We start from the raw sequence: 23,404 nt of genomic DNA, 5'->3' as shown, positions 1-23,404 counted from the left end.
GGCGGCGAGCGGTAGACAGAATAAGCGTAGCGCCATCCGGCAAGCATTCAACATGAGGTGCTGCGGTGGCAAATCAGTTAATCCTTTTGAAAAAAGATTTTTTTACTGATGAGCAGCAGGCCGTTACGGTTGCCGATCGCTATCCACAGGATGTTTTTGCGGAACATACGCATGAGTTTTGTGAACTGGTGATGGTCTGGCGGGGCAATGGCCTACACGTTCTTAATGAGCGCCCATACAGAATTACCCGCGGCGATCTGTTTTACATTCGTGCTGAAGACAAACACTCCTATACCTCCGTTAACGATCTGGTGCTGCAAAATATCATTTACTGCCCGGAGCGTTTGAAACTCAATGTAAACTGGCAGGCGATGATTCCCGGCTTTCAGGGAGCGCAGTGGCATCCTCACTGGCGGCTGGGCAGTATGGGAATGAATCAGGCGCGGCAGGTCATTAACCAGCTTGAACATGAGAGTAATGGGCGCGATCCGCTGGCGAATGAGATGGCGGAATTGCTGTTTGGTCAACTGGTGATGACGTTAAAACGGCATCGCTACGCGACCGACGATCTTCCGGCAACCTCCAGAGAAACCCTGTTGGATAAATTAATTACCGCTTTGGCTAATAGCCTTGAGCGTCCCTTTGCGCTGGATGCGTTTTGCCAGCAGGAACAATGCAGCGAACGGGTGCTGCGGCAGCAGTTTCGCGCCCAAACCGGGATGACGATTAATCAATATTTACGCCAGGTCCGTATTTGCCACGCGCAGTATCTGCTTCAGCATAGCCCGCTGATGATTAGTGAGATTTCGATGCAGTGCGGTTTTGAAGATAGTAATTATTTTTCAGTGGTGTTCACGCGGGAAACCGGGATGACGCCGAGCCAATGGCGCCATCTCAGTAATCAAAGCGATTAACTGGCCATGCCTAAACCGACAATATTCGCCGCGATAATAATTACCACGCAGCCGAGGCTTAATACGGCAACGGGACGGCGGCCAGCATTTTTCCACTCTTTTAGCACCAGACCGACAAGCCCCCCGCACAGCACATAGAAGCTCATGTGCAGCATCCAGCTCATGTAGTCATATTGCGCTGGAATGCGCGCGTGACCCCAGGCATAGAAAAAGAACTGCAAATACCACATCAGACCGCCAAGCGCGGACAGCAGAATATTGCTGATAATCAACGGTCTTGCCAGCGAGAAGTCGGCTTTTATCGACAGATTTTGTACTTTTGCCAGGCGGATAAAACAGAAACCGAGGTTAACCAGCGCGCCGCCGCCCATAATCACCACGTAACTCGGCAGCGCGACATAGAGCGGGTCAACGCCAAGCGCGGCAGCAGCTTCATGCATCGGTTTCGCGGCGTTCATGGCAAAAGACATCCCCGCCGAGAAAATACCGCACATCACTGCCAGCAGAAGCCCTTTCTTCAGATTGAACTCCTCCGCTTTAATGCCCATTTTGCGTTCTTTTAACTGTCCGGCGCGCGTCACAATCCCGACGCCGATCAGCGCGACAAAAACGCCAAGTAGCGTCATGCGTCCCCCTTCGGTATGGATTAACACATCGAAGTTACCGTTGATGATAGGCGTCATCAGCGTGCCGACGATAAGCGTAATGCCAATAGCGATGCCGATACCCATCGACATCCCGAGATAACGCATAGTCAGACCGTAGTTAATATTGCCGATGCCCCACATGGCGCCGAACAGAAAAACCGGTAAAAGGGTGGAGAGGTTAAACTGTCCATAATAGGCCCAGAAATCAGGCAGTAACAGAGCGCTAATTGTCCACGGCAGAATAAGCCAGGAGACGATGCCGCCCACTGACCACATGGTTTCCCATGACCACTGTTTCACTTGCTTGAACGGAGCATAGAAGCAGGCTGCACTGGCCGCCCCTATCAAATGCCAGAAAATACCCATCGTAATCGCGTTACTCATGACATGTTCCTCATTATTTTTTATGGACGGGATACCCCTTCCGTTTGCATGAGTTTAAAAATTACGCCGCCTGGTAACCTTATAACGATTGCCGCCGTTGGGTGTATTCTGGCAATCAGCACGTTAATGAAGTGATTAACTTCACGTTTTAAAAAAGTCGGAGCGCATCATGACCGTCTGGATGTTATTTAAATCAGTGGGTAATATTGGTTTTCTAAAATACCTTCATCATAACGACACGAAACGACTTAGCTGGCAGCAATGCAAAGAAAACGCTGCGTGAGCTCACATAATGGGAATAGTCTGACTTACCGTTTGATAAAAAGGTAGTTATACAGTAATTATTTAGTTGTTTTATTTGTATTTACAATTTAAATATATTGAAATTAACGTTAGGAATCAATGAAATATAAATATAGGGAAATCCCTATATTGGCTTTGTTGATGGTGTTTTGATTTTTATGTTATATGGCGAATATAAATTTCATTTATTTTATTTTGCTTTTTGAACATTATCCCAATTTTAAATTAAAGATCTTTGCCTATATTGTCGCCATTCACATTGCGTATTATGGTTGTAACGGCCTGACATAAAACAACGTTTTAATTTTAAATTAAATGGATTCTGTTATGAGAAAATCTCTTTTCTTACTATTACCTCTTGTTGTAACAAATGCGCATGCAGTATATGTCGATGTTCGTCATGAATATCTTGACGACAGTAAAGCTAACTATGACCGTGCGTATATTTCTCATCGGTTTGCGAATGGTTTTGGTTTTGCGATAGAAGCTATCTCAAAATCAGGCGGGGATGACACCAATAAAGCGTTTAATGACCTGGAAACACAGGGCAACGAATATACGATAAGCTACCAATTTAAAACCGGTGATGTCGCCTGGCAACCGGGTTTTGTGCTGGAAACCGGCAATGGTTACTCTACCTATAAGCCTTACTTCCGCGCGACGTGGACATTAAATGAAAGCTGGTGGGTTGGTGCGCGCTATCGTTTTGAATATGTACGCCGTTCTTCTGATATCCGTGATGATGATACCATCAATCGTATGGATGTCTGGGCGGGTTATAAATGGAACAACTTTGACTGGACAATCGAAGGAATTTATAAGAAAGCTGATAAATATGATCTTTACGATGGCGGCAAAGATAACTATGAATATAACTTCAGAACTGCCTATATTATTGATCAATGGTCGCCATTCGTTGAGGTAGGTAATGTTTCCGTCAATAGCAACAGCGATGAAAGACAAACCCGTTTCCGCGTGGGTATAGGCTACACATTCTAATCATTATCCCTGTTTATTATTTATTCCCTTTTCCGGCTACTTTATAGGTAGCCGGTTTTTTTTACCTGGTGATGACCTGCGGATAATTATTATCGTGCGTTGGCCGGATAAGACGCGAATCGCCATCCGGCAACGAGATGTGCAGGAAACTATGCGCTTACATGATGCCCAGTAGACGGGGTAAGAACAGTGTGATTTCCGGAATGTAGGTAATTAATAACAGAACGCCGATAATCGCGCCGTAAAAAGGCAGCAACGGTTTAATCACTTCCTCAACTTTGACCTTACCGACGCTCGCCCCGACATATAAACCACTGCCAACTGGCGGCGTAATAGTGCCAATCGCCAGGTTATAGATCATGATAATGCCGAAATGCACCGGATCGACGCCCAGTTTAGCCATGATCGGCAGCAGAATCGGGGTAAAAATCAGAATGGCCGGACCGATATCCATAAATGCGCCGATAATCAACAAAAAGACGGTAATGACTAACAGGATAACCAGTTTATTGGCGGAAATACCGAGGATCATATCGCTCAGCGCCGCAGGAATATTGGTGATCGACATCGAGAAGGACATCGCCGAAGAGGTTGCCAGCAGGAACATGATGACCCCGGTCATTACCACTGTCTGGAGCAAAATCGAAGGCAAATCCTTAATTTTCAGCGTGCGGTAAAACACCATCGTCAGCAATAACGTATACACCACGGCAATCGCGGAGGCTTCAATGGCGGTGAAAATCCCCTGCACAATGCCGCCGACAATAATCACGATCAGCAGCAGGCTGGGAATGGCCTCAACGGCAACTTTTAGCGCCATGCCTTTTTGGACGGTGAAGAAAACCCGATAATTTCGACGCTTAGCGACCACCAGCGTGACCAGCATACAGCCAACGCCCCACAGCACACCCGCAACCAGACCGCCGGCGAACAGAGCGGCAATCGATGTTCCCCCGCTTGCCAGCGCATAAAGGATAAAAGCCGTGGTGGGCGGAATTAACATTCCCGTCGGCGCGGAGGCGATATTCACCGCGGCCGCAAAGCCGCGATCGTAACCTTCGCGCGCGCTCATCGGCACCATCACGCCGCCGATGGAGGTTGAGGCGGCAATTGCCGATCCGGAAATTGCACCAAACATCATATTGCCGACGATGTTGGTGTAAGAGAGCGAGCCGGGCAGTTTGCCAGTAAACAGTTTGGCAAAATTGACCAGCCGGGCGGCAATTCCCCCGCTATTCATGATCACCCCGGACAAAACGAAGAACGGCACGGCCAGCAAGGCAAAACTGTCCAGGCTGGAGAACATTTTTTGCGCGGTGGCGAACATCGAAATATCGAAAGGCAGTACCAGCATCATGGTGCTGAAAGAGGCGATAACGATGCAGATCCCGATAGGCGCGCCCATGGCCAGTAAAACAACAAAGACGGCAATTAGCGTACAGGACGCAAAAATAGGGTCAATCATGTGATTTCTCCAGAGTGTGCTCAGTGGTATCCGTGGCGGAATGGATAGCTTTCAGGGCGTCAACGATATTCAGCAGCCCATAGAGGATGATCAGTACGCCCGCGCAGGGGAGCGCGTAATAAATTTTCCCCATCGGGATGCCCAGCGCAGGGGAGATTTGCAGCATAGAAATCGCAGAAATCTTTAAGCCGCCGATAATCAATACCCAAATGGAAAATGCGATAAAAATGACCTGCAGGATAATATCCCACCAGCCGCGAATCGTCGGCGACACCTTATCCAGTAAGAGAGTCAGGCTAATATGCTGTTTCTGACCGGCGACAAAAGCCATGCCCAGCATTGATACCCACACCAGGAGAAATCGCAGCATCTCTTCGGTAAGGGTGCTGGGAACGCCCAGAATGTAGCGGCTCACCACCTGCCAGCAGGCGATGCCAACCATTATCGCCAGCACCAGGCAACAGATAGCGCCCAGCAATAAATCAAGTCCTTTTCTGAATGTGTTCATCTTAATTTCCTGATTAGATTAATTTTTTGCTGTCTGGATACGTTGATACAGCCCGTAAAGCCGCGGTTTGTTTTTCAGACCGTCGTAAATAGGCTGTACTGCCTTCTGGAAGGGTTTTTTGTCGATCTCGTAGAATTCAACGTTGAAATCTTTTACCGCCGCCAGCCTGGTTTTCTCTATTTCCTTGTCCCATGCGGCTTTCTCAAATTCGATCGACGCCTTGATGGCGGCTTCGACGATGCGCTGCTGTTCCGGCGTCAGCTTTTCCAGCGTGAGGGTACTCATTAGCAGGATATCGGGAATGCGGGTGTGCATATCGTAGGTGTAATAACGGGCGACTTCGCCGTGGCGGGCGATGGTGAGAGCGAACTCATTGTTTTCCGCGCCGTCGAGAATGCCTTGTTGTAACGAGGTATAGACCTCCGCCTGGCTCATGGCGATGGGCGAAGCGCCCAGCAGTTTGAGAGTTTGGATCGCCGTCTCACTCTGCATGACGCGGATCTTCTTCCCGCGTAAATCCTCAATGCGTTTAACCGGCGCTTTGCTCATATAAAAATTACGCGCGCCGGAATCATACCAGCCTACGCCGACAAACCCCTGTGCGGCGGTGGACTGATAAACAGGCTCCATCACCTGTGGGTTATCCATTACGCGGTAGTATTCATCGACGGTGGCAAACAGGTAGGGAAGTGAGAACACGCCGTACTCAGGCGAAAAACTCTCCATCAGCCCGGACGACACTTTAGTGATGTCGACGACGCCGACCTGCGTCAACTCCACCAGTTCGCGCTCGCCGCCAAGCTGTCCGTCCGGGAAGTACTGTACTTTGATATCGCCGCCCGTTTTCTCTTCAACTTGCTGCCCCAGGAAGTGCAACGCATCTTTTACCGGCTGGCTATTTTCAGCGTAGGCCAGGCGCAAAATGGTTTCGCCGTGGGAGAAGAAAGAGAGTGTGGAGAGTAAGGCCAACGTAGCCAGACGTATAAAACCAGGTTGCTTCATAATTCCCTCGCAATTGTAATAATTTACCGGGAATGTAATTGCATGGTGAAATTATAACCTTCTTGATTTTGCCACCGATGACAAAATTTGGCACCAAAAGAAAGATTTTGAAACCCTGTTTCACATTTCATGATTTCCAGGAATTCATCAACAGGCGGTTTCGGTTGGAGGCGTAAAAAACGGTTTTTTTCAGCGGATGCCGTAACGTTTATAACCCTGGAAAAAGTACGGCATTGATAATCATTTTCAATATCATTTAATTAACTATAATGAACCAACTGCTTACGCGGCGTTAACACTGTGCCGCTCGACAATAATGGAGATGATTATGAGTTATACACTGCCATCCCTGCCGTACGCTTATGATGCACTGGAACCGCACTTCGATAAGCAGACGATGGAGATTCACCACACCAAACACCATCAAACCTATGTCAACAACGCTAACGCGGCGCTGGAAAACCTGCCTGAGTTTGCTGACCTGCCGGCTGAAGAACTGATTACTAAACTGGACCAGGTGCCAGCGGACAAAAAAACCGTGCTGCGTAACAACGCCGGCGGCCACGCTAACCACAGCCTGTTCTGGAAAGGGCTGAAAAAAGGCACCACTCTGCAGGGCGACCTGAAAGCGGCTATCGAGCGTGACTTCGGTTCCGTTGACAACTTCAAAGCTGAATTCGAAAAAGCAGCAGCAACCCGTTTCGGCTCCGGCTGGGCGTGGCTGGTGCTGAAAGGCGACAAACTGGCTGTGGTTTCTACCGCAAACCAGGATTCCCCGCTGATGGGTGAAGCCATTTCCGGCGCTTCCGGCTTCCCGATCCTGGGTCTGGACGTGTGGGAACACGCTTACTACCTGAAATTCCAGAACCGCCGCCCGGACTACATCAAAGAGTTCTGGAACGTGGTGAACTGGGACGAAGCAGCAGCGCGTTTCGCCGCTAAAAAATAATTTGCATTGCACGTCTGTAGAAGCGAGTCTGATGACTCGCTTTTTTTGTATCCGCGTAAGGAGCAGCAGATGCATTATCCGGTTGACGTGTTTATTGGCAAAATTCGTGACTATGACGGCAGCCGCCCGAGCGCTATCGCCAAGGTGCAAATCGACGGCGAACTTATGCTGACCGAGCTGGGTCTGGCAGGCGATCAGCAGGCCGAAAAGAAAATCCACGGCGGCCCCGACCGCGCGCTATGCCATTACCCCCGTGAACACTATGCTGATTGGATTCGCCAGTTCCCCGAGCAGGCGACGCTGTTTTGCGCCCCGGCGTTTGGCGAGAATCTGTCGACGGACGGAATGACCGAACACAACGTGTTTATTGGCGATATCTACCGCTGGGGCGAGGCGTTGATCCAGGTCACTCAGCCGCGCTCTCCATGCTTTAAACTTAATTTCCACTTTGCCATCAGCGACATGGCCCTCCTTATGCAGAACAGCGGAAAAACCGGCTGGCTGTATCGGGTCATTGCGCCAGGTAAAGTCTCCAGCGATGCGCCGCTGGAACTGGCGTCGCGTCTGAGCGATGTCTCGATTCATGAAGCGGGTGTTATCGCCTGGTCTATGCCGTTTGATGACGAACAATATCATCGGCTGCTGAGCGCCGCCGGGCTGTCGGCGAGCTGGAGCCGCACCATGCAGAAGCGTCGTTTGAGCGGCAAAATTGAAGATAGCGCCAGACGGCTGTGGGGTGATAAAACTCCGCCAAAATGAAAGGAAGGGTTATGACTGAAGCTGAAAATGCGGTGGCGATCGTAAAAGAATTTTTGGTGGCCTCGATGATTCCTGATGCTGAACGCGCCGCAACGTATATGCACCCGGAGGTGAAAATTACCTTCACCGGAGGCCGGGCGATGGCGGGCGCGGCAGATATCGCGCAGTTTAACGGCGCTCGCTACAAGTGGGTGAAGAAGGCGCTGGGCGAGTTTGATGCGGTGCAGCATGATGATTACGTTGTGATTTATTCCAACGGTACGTTGTATGGCGAATGGCCCGACGGTCGCCCGTTTGCCGATAACCGCTTTATCGACCGCTTCGAAGTGCGCGATGGCAAAATTACCCGGATGGACGTGTGGAATGACAGCGCCGAGTGGATTTTAGCGCCAGACATTTCCCGGTAAATCTCGACGGCGAGATAAAAAATCGGCCTGCATTCGCAGGCCGATGGTTTTTAGGTTCGCTTGTACAGCGGTAGCCACAGCGTGAGCCGCAACCCGCCGAGCGGGCTATCGTCAGCCTTAACCCAGCCGCGGTGCTGCTGCATGGCGCTTTCGACAATCGCCAGACCCAGGCCAGTACCACCGGATTCACGGTCGCGCGCCTCATCAGTGCGATAGAACGGACGGAAGATCTGCTCGCGGTCTTCAGGGCTGACGCCCGGCCCGTCGTCATCGACCGTGATCGTAATACCGTCTTTATCCACCGAGAAGCCGACTTCAATCTTCGTATGTGAATAGCGCAGCGCATTACGAACAATATTTTCCAGCGCGCTTTCCAGCGCGTTTGGGTTGCCATAGAGCGGCCACGGCCCCGGCGGATAATTTACCGTTAACGACTTGCCCATCTGTTCGGCTTCAAAGGCGGCGTTATCCAGCACTTCGCCCCATAGCTGATTGGCTTTCATCGTTTCGCTGACCAGCGCGTTTTTCTGTTGGTTACGCGACATCACCAGCAGGTCATTGATCATGCTGTCCAGACGCTGCGCTTCGGTTTCAATACGCTCCAGCTCTTTGCTTTCGCCGCCACGACGACGCAGCAGCGCGGTACCCAGTTGCAGGCGCGTAAGGGGCGTTCGCAGCTCATGGGAGATATCTGACAGCAAACGCTGCTGCGAGGTCATCATCCGTTCCAGCGCCGTCACCATCTGGTTAAAACTGGCGCCAGCGGCGAGGAACTCCTGCGGACCCGCCTCCAGCTCCGGATGCTGACGCAGGTTGCCTTGCGCCACTTCATCAGCCGCGTTTTTCAACTTACGCGCCGGTTTCGCCAGACTCCATGCCAGCCATAGTAAGAGCGGCGAACTGACCAGCATCGTGACAATGAGCAACAGGAGCGGGCGGTCAAACAGCAGATTAATAAAATCGGATTGCGAACTGCTGGCCGGTCGAATCAGGTAAAGCTGGTAATTATCCTCTCCGTCGCGAACGGAGAACGGCCCCACCATCTCTACGCGGCCATATTTTTTCTTCTGCGGATGATCGGCGTTATCCGCCTGACCAATGAAGTTACGAATGATCTGCATTTCGCTGCGTTCAGCGCCGATCACGCGTCCTTCAGAGGTCACCAGTAATAACCGCTGTCCAGGCGGCGCCCACTTATCGATCGCGCGGAACAGGCGACGCCACCACATCAGGTCGTTGGGTGGATCGTTCGCAAGTTCAGCTTCTACATGTTGCTCTATCATCAATCCCTGGCGCTGCTCGCTGTCCAGCAGCTCGGTCATCTGGCGTGAATCGAGCTTGGGCAACATCAGTACCAGCATTAGCACCAGCGCCAGCGTCAACCAGAAGATGGCGAAGATGCGCGCGGTTAAACTTCCTATCATGAAGCGGAAACCATCAGATAGCCGCGACCACGCAATGTTTTAAACCACGGGTGACCGTCTTTGCGTTCCGGCAGTTTGCGGCGCAGGTTAGAAATATGCATATCAATAGCGCGATCGAACGGCGTCAGGCGCTTGCCCAGCACTTCCTGACTTAAATGTTCACGGGAAACCACCTGGCCGAGGTGTTGCGCCAGCAAATAGAGCAGGGTGAACTCCGTACCGGTCAGCTCCAGCGTTTGGCCATCGAAACTGGCTTCCTGGCGGCCCGGATTAAGGCTTAGCGCATCGACTTCCAGCGTCGGCGAGCCGTTGTCGCTGCTCTGCTGCTGTTCGCTCCAGTGGGAACGGCGCAAAATAGCCCTGATGCGCGCTACCAGCTCGCGGTCGTTAAACGGTTTGGGCAAATAGTCGTCCGCGCCCAGCTCAAGGCCGAGAACGCGATCCAGCTCGCTGCCGCGCGCGGTCAGCATAATGACAGGCGTCTGGTGTGTCTGGCGAAGCGCTTTCAACGTATCGATACCGTTTTTCTTCGGCATCATGACGTCAAGCAAAAGTAAATCGATGCTGTCATCCAAAAGCTCAAGCGCCTGCTCGCCGTCGTGGGCCACCAGGACATTAAAACCTTCCATTTCGAGGAGCTCTTTTAACAGGGAAGTCAGCTCTCGGTCATCATCAACTAACAGGATTTTATTCATTGTTTACGTACCTCCGAGGCAGAAATTACGTCATCAGGCGTCGCTAATCCATGACTTTACGTTGTTTTACACCCCCTGACGCATGTTTGCAGCCCGAATCGTAAACTGTCTCTCGTTGAATCGCGACAGAAAAGATTTTGGGAGCAAGCGATGCGCAAAGTTACCGCTGCTGTTATGGCCTCAACGCTGGCATTCAGTTTTTTAAGCCACGCAGCTGAAGTTGTTACAAGCGATAACTGGCACCCCGGTGACGGGACCACGCAGCGTAGCGCGCAAAATCATATGTTTGACGGCATAAGTTTAACCGAACATCAGCGTCAGCAGATGCGAGATCTTATGCAACAGGCAAGGCACGAACAGCCTCCTGTTAATGTTAGCGAAATGGAGACAATGCATCGGCTTGTCACCGCAGAAAAATTTGATGAAAGCGCTGTGCGCGCTCAGGCAGAAAAAATGGCGCAAGAGCAGGTTGCCCGCCAGGTCGAAATGGCCCGCGTGCGTAACCAGATGTATCGCCTGTTAACGCCGGAGCAGCAAGCGGTTTTGAATGAAAAGCATCAGCAACGAATGGAGCAACTGCGCGACGTGGCGCAATGGCAAAAAAGTTCATCGTTGAAATTATTGAGTAGTAGCAACTCACGTTCCCAGTAACAACCCTGTTTTCCTTGCCATAGACACCATCCCTGTCTTCCCCCACATGATGTGGGGGTTTTTTTTATCTCCAGTTTGTCATTCTGTTATTAGCTTACTGTTTTAAACCATCCGTTATACTACCGGCAGAAGATAGCGGGAGTATTTATGAATCAAACTTATGGACGGCTGGTTAGCCGGGCGGCTATCGCGGCAACAGCGATGGCATCAGCGTTACTTTTGATCAAAATTTTTGCGTGGTGGTATACGGGATCGGTGAGTATTCTGGCGGCGTTGGTGGACTCGCTGGTGGATATTGCCGCGTCATTGACGAATTTGTTGGTCGTGCGTTATTCGCTGCAACCCGCAGATGATGAACACACGTTTGGGCACGGTAAAGCGGAGTCGCTGGCGGCGCTGGCGCAAAGTATGTTTATTTCCGGTTCGGCGTTGTTTCTGTTTTTGACCAGTATCCAGAATCTGATTAAGCCGACGCCAATGAACGACCCCGGCGTGGGGATTGGCGTTACCGTCATCGCTCTGATATGCACTATTATACTGGTCACGTTTCAGCGCTGGGTGGTACGCAAGACCCAAAGTCAGGCGGTACGGGCGGATATGCTTCATTATCAGTCTGATGTTATGATGAACGGAGCGATTCTTATCGCGCTGGGGTTATCCTGGTACGGTTGGCATCGTGCGGATGCCCTGTTTGCGTTAGGTATCGGCATCTATATTTTGTATAGCGCGTTACGTATGGGGTATGAGGCGGTGCAGTCATTATTGGATCGCGCGCTGCCCGATGCGGAACGACAGGAAATTATTGATATCGTGACGTCATGGCCGGGAGTCAGCGGCGCGCACGATCTCCGCACGCGGCAGTCAGGGCCGACCCGCTTTATTCAGATTCATTTGGAAATGGAAGATAATCTGCCGCTCGTTCAGGCGCATTTAGTGGCTGAACAGGTAGAGCAGGCGATTTTGCGGCGTTTTCCGGGTTCAGATGTCATTATTCATCAGGATCCCTGTTCAGTCGTCCCCACGGAAGGCAAGAAGTTCGAGCTTGTATAATTGATTGTTAAAAAGTGAGCCAGGCCAGCATTTTGTGTATAAATTACCGCCATTTGGCCTGACCTGAATCAATTCAGCAGGAAGGGATTGTTATACTATCTGTATATTCGTTGGATCGTTTCGAAGTGCGAAATCGGCTTCCGGCAATAGATTTCATTTTGCATTCCAAAGTTCAGAGGTAGTCATGATTAAGAAAATCGGTGTGTTGACAAGCGGCGGTGATGCGCCGGGCATGAACGCGGCAATCCGCGGTGTTGTGCGCGCAGCGTTGACGGAAGGGCTGGAAGTCATGGGCATTTATGACGGCTATCTGGGCCTGTATGAAGATCGTATGGTTCAGCTTGACCGTTACAGCGTATCTGACATGATCAACCGTGGCGGTACTTTCCTCGGTTCCGCCCGTTTCCCGGAATTCCGTGACGAAAATATTCGCGCTGTCGCGATCGAAAACCTGAAAAAACGCGGTATCGATGCGCTGGTAGTTATTGGCGGCGACGGTTCTTATATGGGTGCAAAACGTCTGACTGAAATGGGCTTCCCGTGCATCGGTCTGCCAGGCACTATCGATAACGACATCAAAGGCACCGACTACACTATCGGCTACTTCACTGCTCTCGGCACTGTAGTGGAAGCGATTGACCGTCTGCGTGACACCTCCTCTTCTCACCAGCGTATCTCTATCGTTGAGGTGATGGGCCGTTATTGCGGCGACCTGACGTTGGCGGCGGCTATTGCTGGCGGCTGTGAGTTTATCGTGGTGCCGGAAGTTGAATTTAATCGCGAAGATCTGGTGGCGGAAATCAAAGCCGGGATCGCGAAAGGGAAAAAACACGCTATCGTCGCTATCACCGAACATATGTGTGATGTTGATGAACTGGCGCACTTTATTGAAAAAGAAACGGGCCGTGAAACGCGTGCGACGGTGCTCGGCCACATTCAGCGCGGTGGTTCCCCGGTACCTTACGATCGCATTCTGGCTTCCCGTATGGGCGCGTATGCTATTGACCTGCTGCTGGAAGGCCATGGCGGTCGTTGTGTTGGTATCCAGAACGAGCAGCTTGTTCATCATGACATCATCGATGCGATTGAAAACATGAAGCGTCCGTTCAAAAGCGACTGGATGGAGTGCGCGAAAAAACTGTACTGATTGTTTTTGCGCGCCTGATGGCGCTACGCTTATCAGGCCTACAGGTTGCAGAAACGTGTAGGCCGGATTAGGCGCTAGCCGCCATTCGGCAATCCCTCAGATTTATTCCTCGAAGTTATAGCCAATCTTTTTTTATTCTTTAATGTTTGGATCTCTTTCTGGCACGCTTTGCTCATCACAACACAACATAAGCGAGTCGGGCGATGAAAAAGTGGGGCGTGGGGTTCACATTATTGCTGGCGTCAACCAGCATTCTGGCAAAGGATATTCAGTTACTTAACGTATCGTACGATCCAACGCGTGAGCTGTACGAGCAGTACAACAAAGCGTTTAGCGCGCACTGGAAGCAGGAAACCGGCGACAACGTCGTGATCCGCCAATCGCACGGCGGTTCGGGTAAACAGGCGACTTCCGTTATTAACGGCATTGAAGCCGATGTCGTGACGCTGGCGCTGGCTTACGATGTGGACGCTATTGCGGAACGTGGTCGTATCGATAAAGACTGGATCAAGCGTTTGCCGGATAACTCAGCACCTTACACCTCCACCATCGTTTTCCTGGTCCGTAAAGGCAATCCAAAACAAATTCATGACTGGAACGATCTGATTAAACCCGGTGTGTCGGTGATTACGCCAAACCCGAAAAGCTCCGGCGGCGCACGCTGGAACTATCTGGCAGCATGGGGCTACGCCCTGCACCACAACAATAACGATCAGGCCAAAGCGCAGGACTTTGTCAAAGCCCTGTTTAAAAACGTTGAAGTGCTGGACTCCGGCGCGCGCGGCTCAACCAATACTTTCGTTGAACGCGGTATCGGTGATGTGCTGATTGCCTGGGAAAACGAAGCGCTACTGGCGACGAATGAACTGGGTAAAGATAAATTCGAGATAGTGACCCCGAGTGAATCTATTCTCGCAGAGCCGACCGTGTCCGTGGTGGATAAAGTCGTTGAGAAGAAAGGGACGAATGCGGTGGCGGAAGCGTATCTGAAGTATCTCTACTCGCCGGAAGGGCAGGAGATAGCAGCGAAAAACTTCTACCGTCCGCGCGATGCTGACGTGGCGAAAAAATACGACGATGCGTTTCCGAAGCTGAAGCTGTTCACCATTGACGAGGTGTTTGGCGGCTGGGCGAAGGCGCAAAAAGATCACTTCGCTAATGGCGGTACGTTCGACCAAATCAGCAAACGCTAAACCGTTTATAAACCCGGTAACGTATTATGTTACCGGGTTTTTTCTTTGCCACAATTTTGCGTTACTCTTCCCCGTCTATGGGTCACAGGGAACGCATATCATGAAAAAAACAGGTTACTTTTTACTGGCGGTGATAGTGATTGTCGCCGCGGCGGGCGTCGGTTACTGGAAATTTTCCGGCAACCCTGATGCATTACGGGAAATCGTGCTTGAACAATGCCTGCCCGATCAGTTACAGCATCAAAATCCAGCGCCTTGCGCGGAAGTCAAACCTCGCGCCGGCTATGTCGTCTTTAAAGATCGTCACGGTCCGTTGCAATATTTATTGATGCCCACCTACCGTATCAACGGTACAGAAAGCCCGCTATTGCTGGAACCCGCTACGCCCAACTTTTTCTGGCTGGCCTGGCAGGCTCGCGGCTATATGAGTAAAAAATACGGGCATGATATTCCGGATAGCGCAGTCTCGCTGGCGATTAATTCGCGGCTTGGTCGTTCACAGGACCATTTGCATATCCATATTTCTTGCATCCGTCCTGACGTTCGGGAACAATTGGATAACGATCTCACGCGCATCAGCACTCGTTGGCTTCCGCTACCGGGCGACCTGATGGGGCATGAATACCTGGCGCGCCGGGTAACCGAGAGCGAACTGGCGCAGCGTAGTCCGTTTATGATGTTGGCGGAAGAGGTGCCGGAAGCGCGCGATCATATGGGACGCTATGGGCTGGCGGTGGTACGCCAAAGCGATGGCTCTTTTGTCCTGCTGGCGACCGAGCGTAATTTACTGACCTTCAACCGCGCATCGGCGGAAGAGATTCAGGACCATAGTTGCGCCATTTTGTCTTCCCGCTGATTTTCGTTCCACCCCCTGCTCATTATCTTATTGATTCTTATCCCGGTTTAAAACTGGGGTAAGATCGTGTCTATAAAAATATGTGAAACCGATCAAAAGATATAAAGGTATACCTTTATATCTTTTTGTGGTTAGTTACACTCTCTTCATAGCCTCCATAGATTGTCTGGTGGATGGCTTATATAAAAACGTTTTTATTTCATGTAGTGACATCATTAATTGTTCACCAGATTTGCGCTGTTAAGCGTAAAGGAATATCAACATGAAACTTTCTATCGTGGAAAAAATCGGCTTCGGCGCGGGAGATATGGCGATAAACGTTGTGATTATCGCCATGCAGCTGCTCCTCGCCTATTTCTATACCGATATCTACGGCCTGAGCGCCGCTGATGTTGGCGTACTGTTTGTGGTTGTGCGGATGATTGATGCCATTATCGATCCGGCCATGGGGGTTCTGACCGATAAACTGAACACGCGCTGGGGGCGTTACCGCCCGTGGCTGCTGTGGTTTGCCATTCCTTTTGGCTTTGCCGTTTATTTGATGTTTATTACGCCTGATATGGCTTATATGGCCAAACTGGCATGGGCCTATGGCACCTATATTCTTATGACCCTGGTCTATACCGCGATCACCATTCCCTATATTTCGATGATTGGCGTGATTACCAGCGACCCCGTCGAACGGTTAAGCGCCAACGGTTATCGTTTTGTGATGACCAAGATTGCCGCTTTCCTGGTGACTATCGTCGTACCGATGCTTGCCGTCTGGCTGGGGCAGGGCAACAAGGCGCTGGGCTATCAGTTTTCGATGGGGCTGATGGGGGCGATGGGCGCCCTGCTGTTTATCTTCTGTTTTCTTACCACGCGTGAACGCAGCGAGCCGGAAATTACCTCGCTATCGGTGGGGAAACAGTTTAAATATCTGTTACGTAACGATCAGTGGATTATTCTCGGCGTTGTTATTCTGCTGCTGATGTGCGGTTATGTTATTCGCGGTTCCGTTGCCGCTTATTACGCTAAGTATTATCTGAACGGCGGAGATAACCTGATTTCACCCTTCCTGACTACCGGCGTCATCGCTTCAATTTTAGCGATGATCGCCACCACCTGGATAACCAAGTTCTGGGACAAAATTAAGATGTTCCGCTACACCCAGATTATTACCTTTGTCCTGAGCGCGCTGATGTATTTCTCCGTCGGGCGTGAAAATCTTGTCCTGGCGTTTGCGTTCTATTTTCTTATTAATTTCTTCTGCGATATGCAAATGCCGGTGTTCTGGTCCTCTATCGCCGAAGCGGTGGATTACGGAGAAAAGAAAACCGGCCTGCGCGTTTCCGGGTTGGCGTTTGGCGGCATCCTCTTCTTCCAGAAGTTTGGGATGGGGATCGCGGGCGGGATACTCGGATTCCTGCTGAGCCACTTTGGCTATCAGGCCGATGTTGAACAGACCGCACGTTCGCTCACCGGTATTGCGCTGATGATGACGCTCATTCCGGCTCTGTTCCACCTTGCGGTTGGGCTGCTTATGAAAAAGTATCTGATTAATAATGAATATTATCGAGATATTCAGCTTGCCCTGGCGCAGAAACAGGCATAAGGAGGCGCAAATGAAGGCCATGAATAAGGTTTGGGTTATCGGCGATGCCTCCGTTGACCTGGTACCGGAAAAGCAGAACAGCTATCTGAAATGCCCCGGCGGAGCGTCGGCGAATGTGGGGGTATGCGTTGCCAGGCTGGGCGGAGAGTGCGGTTTTATTGGCTGTCTTGGCGACGATGACGCCGGCCGTTTCCTGCGCCAGGTTTTTCAGGATAACGGTGTGGATGTCTCTTTTCTACGCATGGATCCGGCCCTGACCAGCGCGGTGCTGATCGTCAACCTGACGGCTGATGGGGAGCGCAGCTTTACCTATCTGGTGCATCCGGGTGCCGATACCTACGTCTCGCCGCAGGACCTGCCGCCGTTCAGGCAGCACGAATGGTTTTACTTCAGCTCAATTGGCCTCACCGACAGGCCCGCTCGCGAAGCATGTCTTGAGGGAGCGAGAAGAATGCGTGAAGCGGGTGGTTACGTACTGTTTGACGTCAATCTGCGCAGCAAAATGTGGCGCAATACCGATGAAATCCCTGAGCTGATCGCCCGCTCCACCGCGCTGGCTTCTATCTGTAAAGTCTCGGCAGATGAGCTGTGCCAGCTCAGCGGCGCCAGCCACTGGCAGGATGCGCGTTATTACCTGCGCGATCTGGGCTGCGACACCACCATCATTTCGCTGGGGGCCGATGGCGCGCTGTTGATTACCGCCGAGGGGGAGCTCCATTTTCCCGCACCGCGCGTCGATGTCGTCGATACCACCGGGGCAGGCGATGCTTTTGTCGGCGGCCTGCTGTTCACCCTTTCCCGCGCAAATTGCTGGGATCATGCCCTGCTGGCGGAAGCCATCAGCAATGCCAATGCCTGCGGCGCTATGGCGGTGACGGCAAAAGGCGCAATGACCGCTCTGCCGTTTCCCGACCAGCTAAACACTTTTCTGTCCAGCCATTCGCTGGCACAAGCCATGACCGTGAAATAAGGAGTCATCATGCACGTTGATCAAAACAAAATACTGGGATGCCTGGTGGGTGCCGCCGCCGCGGACGCGATGGGAGCCGCGACGGAAGTACGCACCCAGCAGCAAATAAAAGACTATTTTGGCGGCTGGGTGACGACCTTTCAAAAACCGCCTGCGGACACGTTTGGCCGCTGCAACGAAGCAGGGATGTGCACGGATGATTTTATTCAGGCGAAGTACATTATGGACGCGCTGCTGCGCCATCAACGCCAGGTCAGCGACGAGGCGATGCGCGAGGCTTTTCAGCAGTGGCTGGATTACCCGTACTACGCCAACTTTACCGGCCCGACGACGCGTGCGGCAATGAAGGCAATATTCAATGATAACCGTGCCTCTTTACAGGGTGAGCTGGAAGGCGAGAAACAGTCGGTACAGATTATTAATAAGGGTAACGCGGAGGCAACGAACGGCGCCGCCATGAAGATTTGGCCAGCGGCGGTGCTGCATCCGGGTGATATTGACGCGGCGATTGACTGCGCGCTGCAGATTTGCCGCTTTACCCATAATAACGTGCTGGCGATGTCCGGCGCAGCGGCGATGGCGGCGGCAACCAGCGAGGCGTTAAGAGCGCAGACCAACGCAGACAGCATTATTGCCGCCGGTATTTACGGTGCGCAAAGAGGCTATCTGCTGGCGCAGGAGCAAGGTGCGATGATGGTGGCAGGTCCTTCCGTTGCCCGACGCATTGAGCTGGCCGTAGATATCGGTAAACGTCATCGCCATTGGGAAACGGCGGTGGTGGAACTTGCTGATATTATTGGCTCCGGGCTGCACGTGAGTGAAGCGGTGCCGGCGGCCTTTGGCCTGTTCGCGTGTTGTCCGAATTCTGCCGTAGATGCTATTATCTCCGGCGTTAATATCGGCAATGATACTGATACTGTCGCCACCATGGTCGGGGCGATTTCCGGCGCATTCCATGGCGTGGAGGCTTTTCCCGCCGATTATTTAACGACTTTGGATCGTATGAATCATTTCGATTTGGCAGAACTGGCCAGGCAAATCGCAGGGTAGCGAATTCACCCTGCCGGGGACGGTAAAACGTCCCCTGCTGGCGAAGACGTGAGGTGCGCAGCTTGCAGGTTGATAAAACGAGCTTTACTCCGCTTTATAAGCAACTATTTTTTATCATCTGTCAGCAGATCCAGAACGGGTCTTTGCCTTTAGGCAGCCAGTTGCCGACGCAAAAAGAGGTCGCCAGGGCTTATAACGTTTCGCTGATTGTGGTTAAACAGGCCTGGAGCGAACTGATCAATGCGGGCATTATTTCGTCGCAGCGCGGGAGTGGTTCGGTGGTGTGCTCGGTACCGGAAGGCGTGAGCTACGGGCACACGTTTCGCGGTATTACCCGCGATCTCCAGGACGCCAGCGTGGCGATTGAGAACCGTATTCTGGAAATCGCGCCGCGCCGCGCGCGCGACGCTCAGGCAGACGGCTTGAGCCTGCCCGCACAGCATCACTATCTCTATATTTCGCGTATTCGTTGCCTGAATAACCGTCCATTTAACCATGAGAAAATTTATCTCGATCTTAGCTTCTTTCCCGATCTGCAACTCACACCGCAGGCGCTGGAGCATACGTCGCTTTATTCGTTATTAAACGTCACAAGCGACTCGGCGATAGAAAAAGTTGAGGCGATTTTACCTTCCGCTGACCTGTGCGAAAAATTGCAAATCGCCGCCAATAAACCGCTGTTATCCGTCGCCAGGCAGACGTTTCAGGCCGGGAAGGACAGCCCTTTTGAGTATTGCCGCTATTACGTGCTGTCTGAATACTTTGGTGAAATTCATTATCACTGATCTGTCCGCTTAATCCTGCGATAACCCCACTATATCTGGCGTTTACCTGCCTGACTGTCCGTCGTATTCTTGCTGAAAAAATCGTCAGGAGACAGGTATGTCGCTCTGGTTGTCCCATCCTCTTTTCCTCCCTTCCATCATCGTTGGCGTTACTATCCTTCTGTGGGCGACTTCGCTACTGCCGGAGTTTATGACCGCACTGCTATTTTTTGCTGTGGCGATGGGACCAGGGAAAGTTCCTGCGCGGGCGGGGATGCTGTGATGTATCGCGCTGGCGGGGGTACGCCAAAGCGATGGCTCTTTTGTCCTGCTGGCGACCGAGCGTAATTTACTGACCTTCAATCGCGCTTCTGCCGAGGAAATTCAGGATCATCAGTGTGATATCTTGAACCAACAGGTCATCAAATGACAGCTTGATATTGCATTAACGAATGCCGTTTGGAGGCCGGACAAGGCTCTCGTGGCGCTATCCGGCAAAATCTGGCGATGGCGCGGGCGTTACCAGGCCGGTGGATCCGCGGGGTGGCTGTCATTTTCCAGATGCGGCGATTTAATAAACACGCCTTTCCAGGGTTTATCGCCGTTATTAATGAGATAATGCGCCTCCCCAGGTTCGCACTGTAAAACATCTCCAGTTTGCAGGATATGAGGTGTTCCTTCCAGATACAGGCACACTTCACCGCTTAGGGTATAAAAAATCTCACAAGCGGTATTATGGCGATGGTTAGGGAATGACTGCCCTGGTTGTAGTATGACGACGCCCATATCGCAGCCCGGCCCACGGATTAAGTATTTAGGGCCATTATCGCCAAAGCGGTATTCATGATTCTTCTCATTCGTTTTTTGCATGCTTATTCTCCTGTTACAGGCCTGGCGCTTTCCAGAGGGATGTCGTTAAGCCACCATCGACCAGCGCGCGTTGATCCTGATAAACGGCCTGCCATTTTTCTCTGGCCTGCTGGTAGACAGCGAAATTTTCAGGATTAGGTTTATGCTCCCGATCCCAGCGCACTAGCTTTTCTCCCGTTTCCGCCAGCGATGGCCAGATACCCACGCCAACGCCTGCGGCAATAGCGCACCCTAGCGCGGTAGCTTCTTTGACGACAGGTACGTGAACGGTGAGTCCCGTAACGTCGGCAAGGATTTGGCTCCATAATTTGCCTTTAGATCCTCCACCGGCAAAAACCAGCGAGTCGGCCTGTACGCCGGAAAACGCGGCAATTTGCTGTAAATTGCAGGCGGAAACAATGGCGGCATTCTCTTCCAGCGCGCGAAATAGGGTCGCTTTATTACACTTTTCAGGATCGATAGACAGATTGATAAACGACGGAGCGGCATGGTACCAGCGTTTAAAACGCATAACGTCAGAGAAGATGGGCATCACACCGTGCGCGCCGGGAGGAACCCGGCTGGCCATATCTTCCAGCAGGGAATACGCATCAATACCTAACCTTTCAGCGATTAGTTTTTCCTCGGCGCAAAAGGCGTCGCGGAACCAACGCATCGTTAACCCAGTAAAAAAGCTAATAGATTCGGTTTGTACCATACCGGGGATCACATGAGGATTGATGCGAACGTTCATGTTTGGGTCGGTGACCGGCGTGGGAAGATTGACGACCTGTTGCCAGAAGGTTCCGCCCAGCACGGCCGTTTGCGCCGGGCGTACGACGCCCAGCCCCAGACAGCCTAACTGCACATCGCCGCCGCCAACGATGACCGGCGTACCCGCTTGCAGGTCGCACTGTTCAGCCGCTTTCTGTGAAATGTGACCGAGCAGCGTCCCGGTTTCTTTTACCGGCGAGAGAATGTCAGAACGCAGGCCCGCCATCTGTAACAGGCTACGTTTCCAGTTGCGGGTCACCAGATCCAATAACCCCGTCGTGCCTGCGTTGGAGGGATCGACCGCCAGTTCGCCGCTGAGCATAAAGGCCATCCAGTCGCTGATCATAGTGACGGTTGACGCGCGATGATAAATATCCGGACGATGGTGGGCAAGCCAGAGCAGACGCGGAATAGCGCTGAGCGCCAGCGTTTGCCCGGAGCAACGATAAACTTCCTCCTCAAAGGTGTTATCGTGCAGCTCTTTTAATTCACTGACTTCGTGCGCCGCGCGGGCGTCAACATTAGCGCAGGCCCAAATTGGTTCGCCGTTACTGTCATAAATAACAATGCCTTCACGCATCGAGCAGGCCGATACGGCAGCGATAGCCGTTGCAGGGATGGCGGCTTTCTGTAGTGCCTGACGGATACACTGGCAAGCCAGTTGCCAGTTTTTGGCAAGATCAAACTCCATCGAACCAGGCACATCCGGCACGGCCAGATGCTGCCATTCCGCTTGACCGACAGCTATTTGCTTTCCTTGTAGATCAAAAATTACTGCTCTGACGCTACCGGTACCGGCGTCAAGAGCCATCAGGTAATGTCCTGATTCAGTATGGGTACAGAGTCGAGCCATTTTTTTATCCTCGGCTATTTTTACATCGTTACATAAAATCCTGTCAGTTATTGTTTATTGAATTGAGGTAAGTGTTATTTTATTTTTTATTTTTCAATAAGTTGAATTATTTTCCCTGCGGTTTTCTGATCGGTAACCAGCGCATTGATATAGTTACCGCGCATAGCGGCAATAATAGCTTCTGCTTTTTGTTCGCCGCCGGCGACGCCAATCACGGTTGGGATCGTGGAAAGTGAATTTAACTTCAGGCCAATTAATTCGTTATGGATTTTGATGTCTGGAATAATTTCGCCATGAGCATCAAAAAAATAGCCCAGAATATCGCCTACTGCGCCTTTGCGGCCAATCATGAGTTGTTCACCCTGAGTGATATAGCCGGATTTTAAGATACTGGCTTGATCTTTCTGGTTAATTGCCCCAATCCCCACGATGGCGGCATCGGCAGCTTGCGCTGTGAGCATCACATCCCGCACGCTATTTTCATTGCGCAGCGTGCAGGCAATTTCCTGCGATGATGCGCGCAGCGGCGCGGGCATAATACTTACGCTACAAGCGGCATCAAGCTGGCCTATTCCGGTCATATACGGCCCCACGCCGCCGGATAACGTGACCAGTCGGATTTGTTGCGCCGAGATAAATCCGCTGAGGCGTTTTAATGTGGTCATCGTGGCTTCGCCAAAGCCGACGGCCAGTAGTTGCTGTGGCCGCAGTGACTCCATCAACATATGGGCGGCGCCGATTCCTAAGCGCAGACCAATATCGGCATCGGGTAATGCCGGCAGCACGCGGATATTCTGCAATGCGAAGTGGTTACGCAAGGCATTTTCATACTCAAGACACCCTTCGAAACGGGAGTTGATTTGTACGCGAATAATACCGGACTGATGCCCTTTCTCCAGCAGACGAGAAACCTTTAGCCGGGTTAGCCCCAGACGCTCGCTGATTTCACTCTGCGTCAATCCATCGTGATAGTAGAACCAGGCAATACGCGCCACCTGCTCTTCTTCGCACATTCCATAATCAGATACCAACGTATTATCGCTCATTGTCATAACCTGGCTTTACTTTGAACATTTCTAAATCATTAACACAATTGTTCAGTTATCACTCCGAAATAACCGTGATTAACGCCACAAAAACGCGCCAAATCTGAACATTTATCATCTAAAAATTCATTTATTCAGAAAACGTGAT

General features: G+C 51.6%; 23 protein-coding genes and 2 pseudogenes. 16 read left to right on the top strand and 9 right to left on the bottom strand.

Features of this window, described 5'->3' with window-relative positions:
- The first annotated feature begins 65 nt into the window (after positions 1-65).
- Complete coding sequence (gene rhaR / locus LDB27_RS21280; protein ID WP_000013292.1) at positions 66-914, top strand: HTH-type transcriptional activator RhaR; 849 nt, start codon at positions 66-68, stop codon at positions 912-914.
- Here rhaR and rhaT read toward each other — a convergent pair.
- Positions 911-1,945 carry an L-rhamnose/proton symporter RhaT gene (rhaT, locus tag LDB27_RS21275; RefSeq protein ID WP_000063541.1) on the bottom strand — a complete coding sequence of 345 codons (1,035 nt, stop codon included), beginning with the start codon at positions 1,943-1,945 and terminating at the stop codon, positions 911-913. The genes rhaR and rhaT overlap by 4 nt on opposite strands.
- 618 nt (positions 1,946-2,563) lie before the next feature.
- Here rhaT and LDB27_RS21270 point away from each other — a divergent pair.
- Entirely contained in the window at positions 2,564-3,247 is a 684-nt protein-coding gene (locus LDB27_RS21270) for an oligogalacturonate-specific porin KdgM family protein (protein ID WP_000378716.1), read from the top strand.
- 157 nt (positions 3,248-3,404) lie between these two features.
- On the opposite strand, the gene LDB27_RS21265 is transcribed toward LDB27_RS21270, so the two are convergent.
- From LDB27_RS21265 to LDB27_RS21255, 3 genes are read right to left on the bottom strand one after another with little or no spacing between them, the layout of a single operon-like run.
- Positions 3,405-4,712 carry a TRAP transporter large permease gene (locus LDB27_RS21265; protein WP_000566800.1) on the bottom strand — a complete coding sequence of 436 codons (1,308 nt, stop codon included), beginning with the start codon at positions 4,710-4,712 and terminating at the stop codon, positions 3,405-3,407.
- Positions 4,705-5,220 (bottom strand): TRAP transporter small permease, encoded by a 516-nt coding sequence (locus LDB27_RS21260; protein WP_001091413.1) that lies wholly within the window; start codon positions 5,218-5,220, stop codon positions 4,705-4,707. Before LDB27_RS21260 ends, LDB27_RS21265 begins: the two co-directional genes overlap by 8 nt.
- Positions 5,221-5,238: 18 nt before the next feature.
- Positions 5,239-6,222, bottom strand: coding sequence for a TRAP transporter substrate-binding protein (locus tag LDB27_RS21255; RefSeq protein WP_000812816.1), 984 nt, complete (start codon positions 6,220-6,222; stop codon positions 5,239-5,241).
- A gap of 328 nt (positions 6,223-6,550) precedes the next feature.
- Between LDB27_RS21255 and sodA the strand changes: the two genes are divergently transcribed.
- From sodA to LDB27_RS21240, 3 genes are all read left to right on the top strand, one after another.
- Positions 6,551-7,171 carry a superoxide dismutase [Mn] gene (gene sodA, locus LDB27_RS21250; protein WP_000122628.1) on the top strand — a complete coding sequence of 207 codons (621 nt, stop codon included), beginning with the start codon at positions 6,551-6,553 and terminating at the stop codon, positions 7,169-7,171.
- 69 nt (positions 7,172-7,240) lie between these two features.
- The gene (gene yiiM / locus LDB27_RS21245) at positions 7,241-7,930 is read left to right on the top strand and encodes a 6-hydroxyaminopurine reductase (RefSeq protein WP_000559223.1); all 690 of its coding nucleotides are present in this window, start codon (positions 7,241-7,243) and stop codon (positions 7,928-7,930) included.
- An 11-nt stretch (positions 7,931-7,941) separates the two neighbouring features.
- Positions 7,942-8,337 carry a nuclear transport factor 2 family protein gene (locus LDB27_RS21240; RefSeq protein WP_000133441.1) on the top strand — a complete coding sequence of 132 codons (396 nt, stop codon included), beginning with the start codon at positions 7,942-7,944 and terminating at the stop codon, positions 8,335-8,337.
- 50 nt (positions 8,338-8,387) lie between these two features.
- Here LDB27_RS21240 and cpxA read toward each other — a convergent pair whose 3' ends face one another.
- Both cpxA and cpxR read right to left on the bottom strand, forming a co-directional pair.
- Complete coding sequence (gene cpxA, locus LDB27_RS21235; RefSeq protein ID WP_000580402.1) at positions 8,388-9,761, bottom strand: envelope stress sensor histidine kinase CpxA; 1,374 nt, start codon at positions 9,759-9,761, stop codon at positions 8,388-8,390.
- A complete protein-coding gene (gene cpxR / locus LDB27_RS21230) occupies positions 9,758-10,456 on the bottom strand; it encodes an envelope stress response regulator transcription factor CpxR (RefSeq protein WP_001033731.1) in 699 nt (232 codons plus the stop codon). The genes cpxA and cpxR overlap by 4 nt, the downstream gene beginning before the upstream one ends.
- Before the next feature lie 150 nt (positions 10,457-10,606).
- Between cpxR and cpxP the strand changes: the two genes are divergently transcribed.
- From cpxP to LDB27_RS21175, 11 genes and pseudogenes are all read left to right on the top strand, one after another.
- Positions 10,607-11,107, top strand: coding sequence for a cell-envelope stress modulator CpxP (gene cpxP / locus LDB27_RS21225; protein WP_001233468.1), 501 nt, complete (start codon positions 10,607-10,609; stop codon positions 11,105-11,107).
- 147 nt (positions 11,108-11,254) lie between these two features.
- Complete coding sequence (gene fieF, locus LDB27_RS21220; protein ID WP_001077322.1) at positions 11,255-12,157, top strand: CDF family cation-efflux transporter FieF; 903 nt, start codon at positions 11,255-11,257, stop codon at positions 12,155-12,157.
- A gap of 184 nt (positions 12,158-12,341) precedes the next feature.
- Entirely contained in the window at positions 12,342-13,304 is a 963-nt protein-coding gene (gene pfkA / locus LDB27_RS21215; RefSeq protein ID WP_000591793.1) for a 6-phosphofructokinase, read from the top strand.
- 203 nt (positions 13,305-13,507) lie between these two features.
- Complete coding sequence (locus LDB27_RS21210; RefSeq protein WP_000758707.1) at positions 13,508-14,497, top strand: sulfate ABC transporter substrate-binding protein; 990 nt, start codon at positions 13,508-13,510, stop codon at positions 14,495-14,497.
- A 100-nt stretch (positions 14,498-14,597) separates the two neighbouring features.
- Positions 14,598-15,353, top strand: coding sequence for a CDP-diacylglycerol diphosphatase (locus tag LDB27_RS21205; RefSeq protein ID WP_000750757.1), 756 nt, complete (start codon positions 14,598-14,600; stop codon positions 15,351-15,353).
- A 262-nt stretch (positions 15,354-15,615) separates the two neighbouring features.
- On the top strand, positions 15,616-16,950 hold the full coding sequence (locus LDB27_RS21200) for an MFS transporter (RefSeq protein WP_000777307.1): 1,335 nt from the start codon (positions 15,616-15,618) through the stop codon (positions 16,948-16,950).
- A 10-nt stretch (positions 16,951-16,960) separates the two neighbouring features.
- On the top strand, positions 16,961-17,920 hold the full coding sequence (locus tag LDB27_RS21195) for an aminoimidazole riboside kinase (RefSeq protein ID WP_000646489.1): 960 nt from the start codon (positions 16,961-16,963) through the stop codon (positions 17,918-17,920).
- A gap of 9 nt (positions 17,921-17,929) precedes the next feature.
- A complete protein-coding gene (locus LDB27_RS21190; protein WP_000557882.1) occupies positions 17,930-18,970 on the top strand; it encodes an ADP-ribosylglycohydrolase family protein in 1,041 nt (346 codons plus the stop codon).
- A 62-nt stretch (positions 18,971-19,032) separates the two neighbouring features.
- Entirely contained in the window at positions 19,033-19,755 is a 723-nt protein-coding gene (locus tag LDB27_RS21185; RefSeq protein ID WP_001518326.1) for a GntR family transcriptional regulator, read from the top strand.
- Between the two features lie 97 nt (positions 19,756-19,852).
- Positions 19,853-19,978: pseudogene (locus LDB27_RS21180) on the top strand (hypothetical protein); the annotation flags it as partial.
- Between the two features lie 45 nt (positions 19,979-20,023).
- A pseudogene (locus LDB27_RS21175) lies at positions 20,024-20,164 on the top strand (CDP-diacylglycerol diphosphatase); the annotation flags it as partial.
- Between the two features lie 89 nt (positions 20,165-20,253).
- Here the strand turns inward: LDB27_RS21175 and LDB27_RS21170 are convergent.
- From LDB27_RS21170 to lsrR, 3 genes are all read right to left on the bottom strand, one after another.
- The gene (locus LDB27_RS21170) at positions 20,254-20,604 is read right to left on the bottom strand and encodes a cupin domain-containing protein (protein ID WP_001173080.1); all 351 of its coding nucleotides are present in this window, start codon (positions 20,602-20,604) and stop codon (positions 20,254-20,256) included.
- Positions 20,605-20,617: 13 nt separating this feature from the next.
- Positions 20,618-22,210 (bottom strand): autoinducer-2 kinase, encoded by a 1,593-nt coding sequence (gene lsrK / locus LDB27_RS21165; protein WP_000113088.1) that lies wholly within the window; start codon positions 22,208-22,210, stop codon positions 20,618-20,620.
- 86 nt (positions 22,211-22,296) lie between these two features.
- Positions 22,297-23,256 (bottom strand): transcriptional regulator LsrR, encoded by a 960-nt coding sequence (lsrR, locus tag LDB27_RS21160; protein WP_001283049.1) that lies wholly within the window; start codon positions 23,254-23,256, stop codon positions 22,297-22,299.
- Positions 23,257-23,404: the final 148 nt, after the last annotated feature.

The organism is Salmonella sp. JXY0409-18 (genome assembly GCF_020268625.1).
GTDB lineage: Bacteria > Pseudomonadota > Gammaproteobacteria > Enterobacterales > Enterobacteriaceae > Salmonella > Salmonella enterica.
The sequence above is the reverse complement of the archived record's forward strand: the minus strand, read 5'-3'. Positions and strand labels throughout refer to the sequence as shown.

What these genes read in the sequence shown, in the direction of transcription:
- rhaT (WP_000063541.1), bottom strand. Translation starts at nt 1,945, where the DNA reads ATGAGTAACGCGATTACGATGGGTATTTTCTGGCATTTGATAGGGGCG.
- LDB27_RS21270 (WP_000378716.1), top strand. Translation starts at nt 2,564, where the DNA reads ATGGATTCTGTTATGAGAAAATCTCTTTTCTTACTATTACCTCTTGTT.
- LDB27_RS21265 (WP_000566800.1), bottom strand. Translation starts at nt 4,712, where the DNA reads ATGATTGACCCTATTTTTGCGTCCTGTACGCTAATTGCCGTCTTTGTT.
- LDB27_RS21260 (WP_001091413.1), bottom strand. Translation starts at nt 5,220, where the DNA reads ATGAACACATTCAGAAAAGGACTTGATTTATTGCTGGGCGCTATCTGT.
- LDB27_RS21255 (WP_000812816.1), bottom strand. Translation starts at nt 6,222, where the DNA reads ATGAAGCAACCTGGTTTTATACGTCTGGCTACGTTGGCCTTACTCTCC.
- sodA (WP_000122628.1), top strand. Translation starts at nt 6,551, where the DNA reads ATGAGTTATACACTGCCATCCCTGCCGTACGCTTATGATGCACTGGAA.
- yiiM (WP_000559223.1), top strand. Translation starts at nt 7,241, where the DNA reads ATGCATTATCCGGTTGACGTGTTTATTGGCAAAATTCGTGACTATGAC.
- LDB27_RS21240 (WP_000133441.1), top strand. Translation starts at nt 7,942, where the DNA reads ATGACTGAAGCTGAAAATGCGGTGGCGATCGTAAAAGAATTTTTGGTG.
- cpxA (WP_000580402.1), bottom strand. Translation starts at nt 9,761, where the DNA reads ATGATAGGAAGTTTAACCGCGCGCATCTTCGCCATCTTCTGGTTGACG.
- cpxR (WP_001033731.1), bottom strand. Translation starts at nt 10,456, where the DNA reads ATGAATAAAATCCTGTTAGTTGATGATGACCGAGAGCTGACTTCCCTG.
- cpxP (WP_001233468.1), top strand. Translation starts at nt 10,607, where the DNA reads ATGCGCAAAGTTACCGCTGCTGTTATGGCCTCAACGCTGGCATTCAGT.
- fieF (WP_001077322.1), top strand. Translation starts at nt 11,255, where the DNA reads ATGAATCAAACTTATGGACGGCTGGTTAGCCGGGCGGCTATCGCGGCA.
- pfkA (WP_000591793.1), top strand. Translation starts at nt 12,342, where the DNA reads ATGATTAAGAAAATCGGTGTGTTGACAAGCGGCGGTGATGCGCCGGGC.
- LDB27_RS21210 (WP_000758707.1), top strand. Translation starts at nt 13,508, where the DNA reads ATGAAAAAGTGGGGCGTGGGGTTCACATTATTGCTGGCGTCAACCAGC.
- LDB27_RS21205 (WP_000750757.1), top strand. Translation starts at nt 14,598, where the DNA reads ATGAAAAAAACAGGTTACTTTTTACTGGCGGTGATAGTGATTGTCGCC.
- LDB27_RS21200 (WP_000777307.1), top strand. Translation starts at nt 15,616, where the DNA reads ATGAAACTTTCTATCGTGGAAAAAATCGGCTTCGGCGCGGGAGATATG.
- LDB27_RS21195 (WP_000646489.1), top strand. Translation starts at nt 16,961, where the DNA reads ATGAAGGCCATGAATAAGGTTTGGGTTATCGGCGATGCCTCCGTTGAC.
- LDB27_RS21190 (WP_000557882.1), top strand. Translation starts at nt 17,930, where the DNA reads ATGCACGTTGATCAAAACAAAATACTGGGATGCCTGGTGGGTGCCGCC.
- LDB27_RS21170 (WP_001173080.1), bottom strand. Translation starts at nt 20,604, where the DNA reads ATGCAAAAAACGAATGAGAAGAATCATGAATACCGCTTTGGCGATAAT.
- lsrK (WP_000113088.1), bottom strand. Translation starts at nt 22,210, where the DNA reads ATGGCTCGACTCTGTACCCATACTGAATCAGGACATTACCTGATGGCT.
- lsrR (WP_001283049.1), bottom strand. Translation starts at nt 23,256, where the DNA reads ATGAGCGATAATACGTTGGTATCTGATTATGGAATGTGCGAAGAAGAG.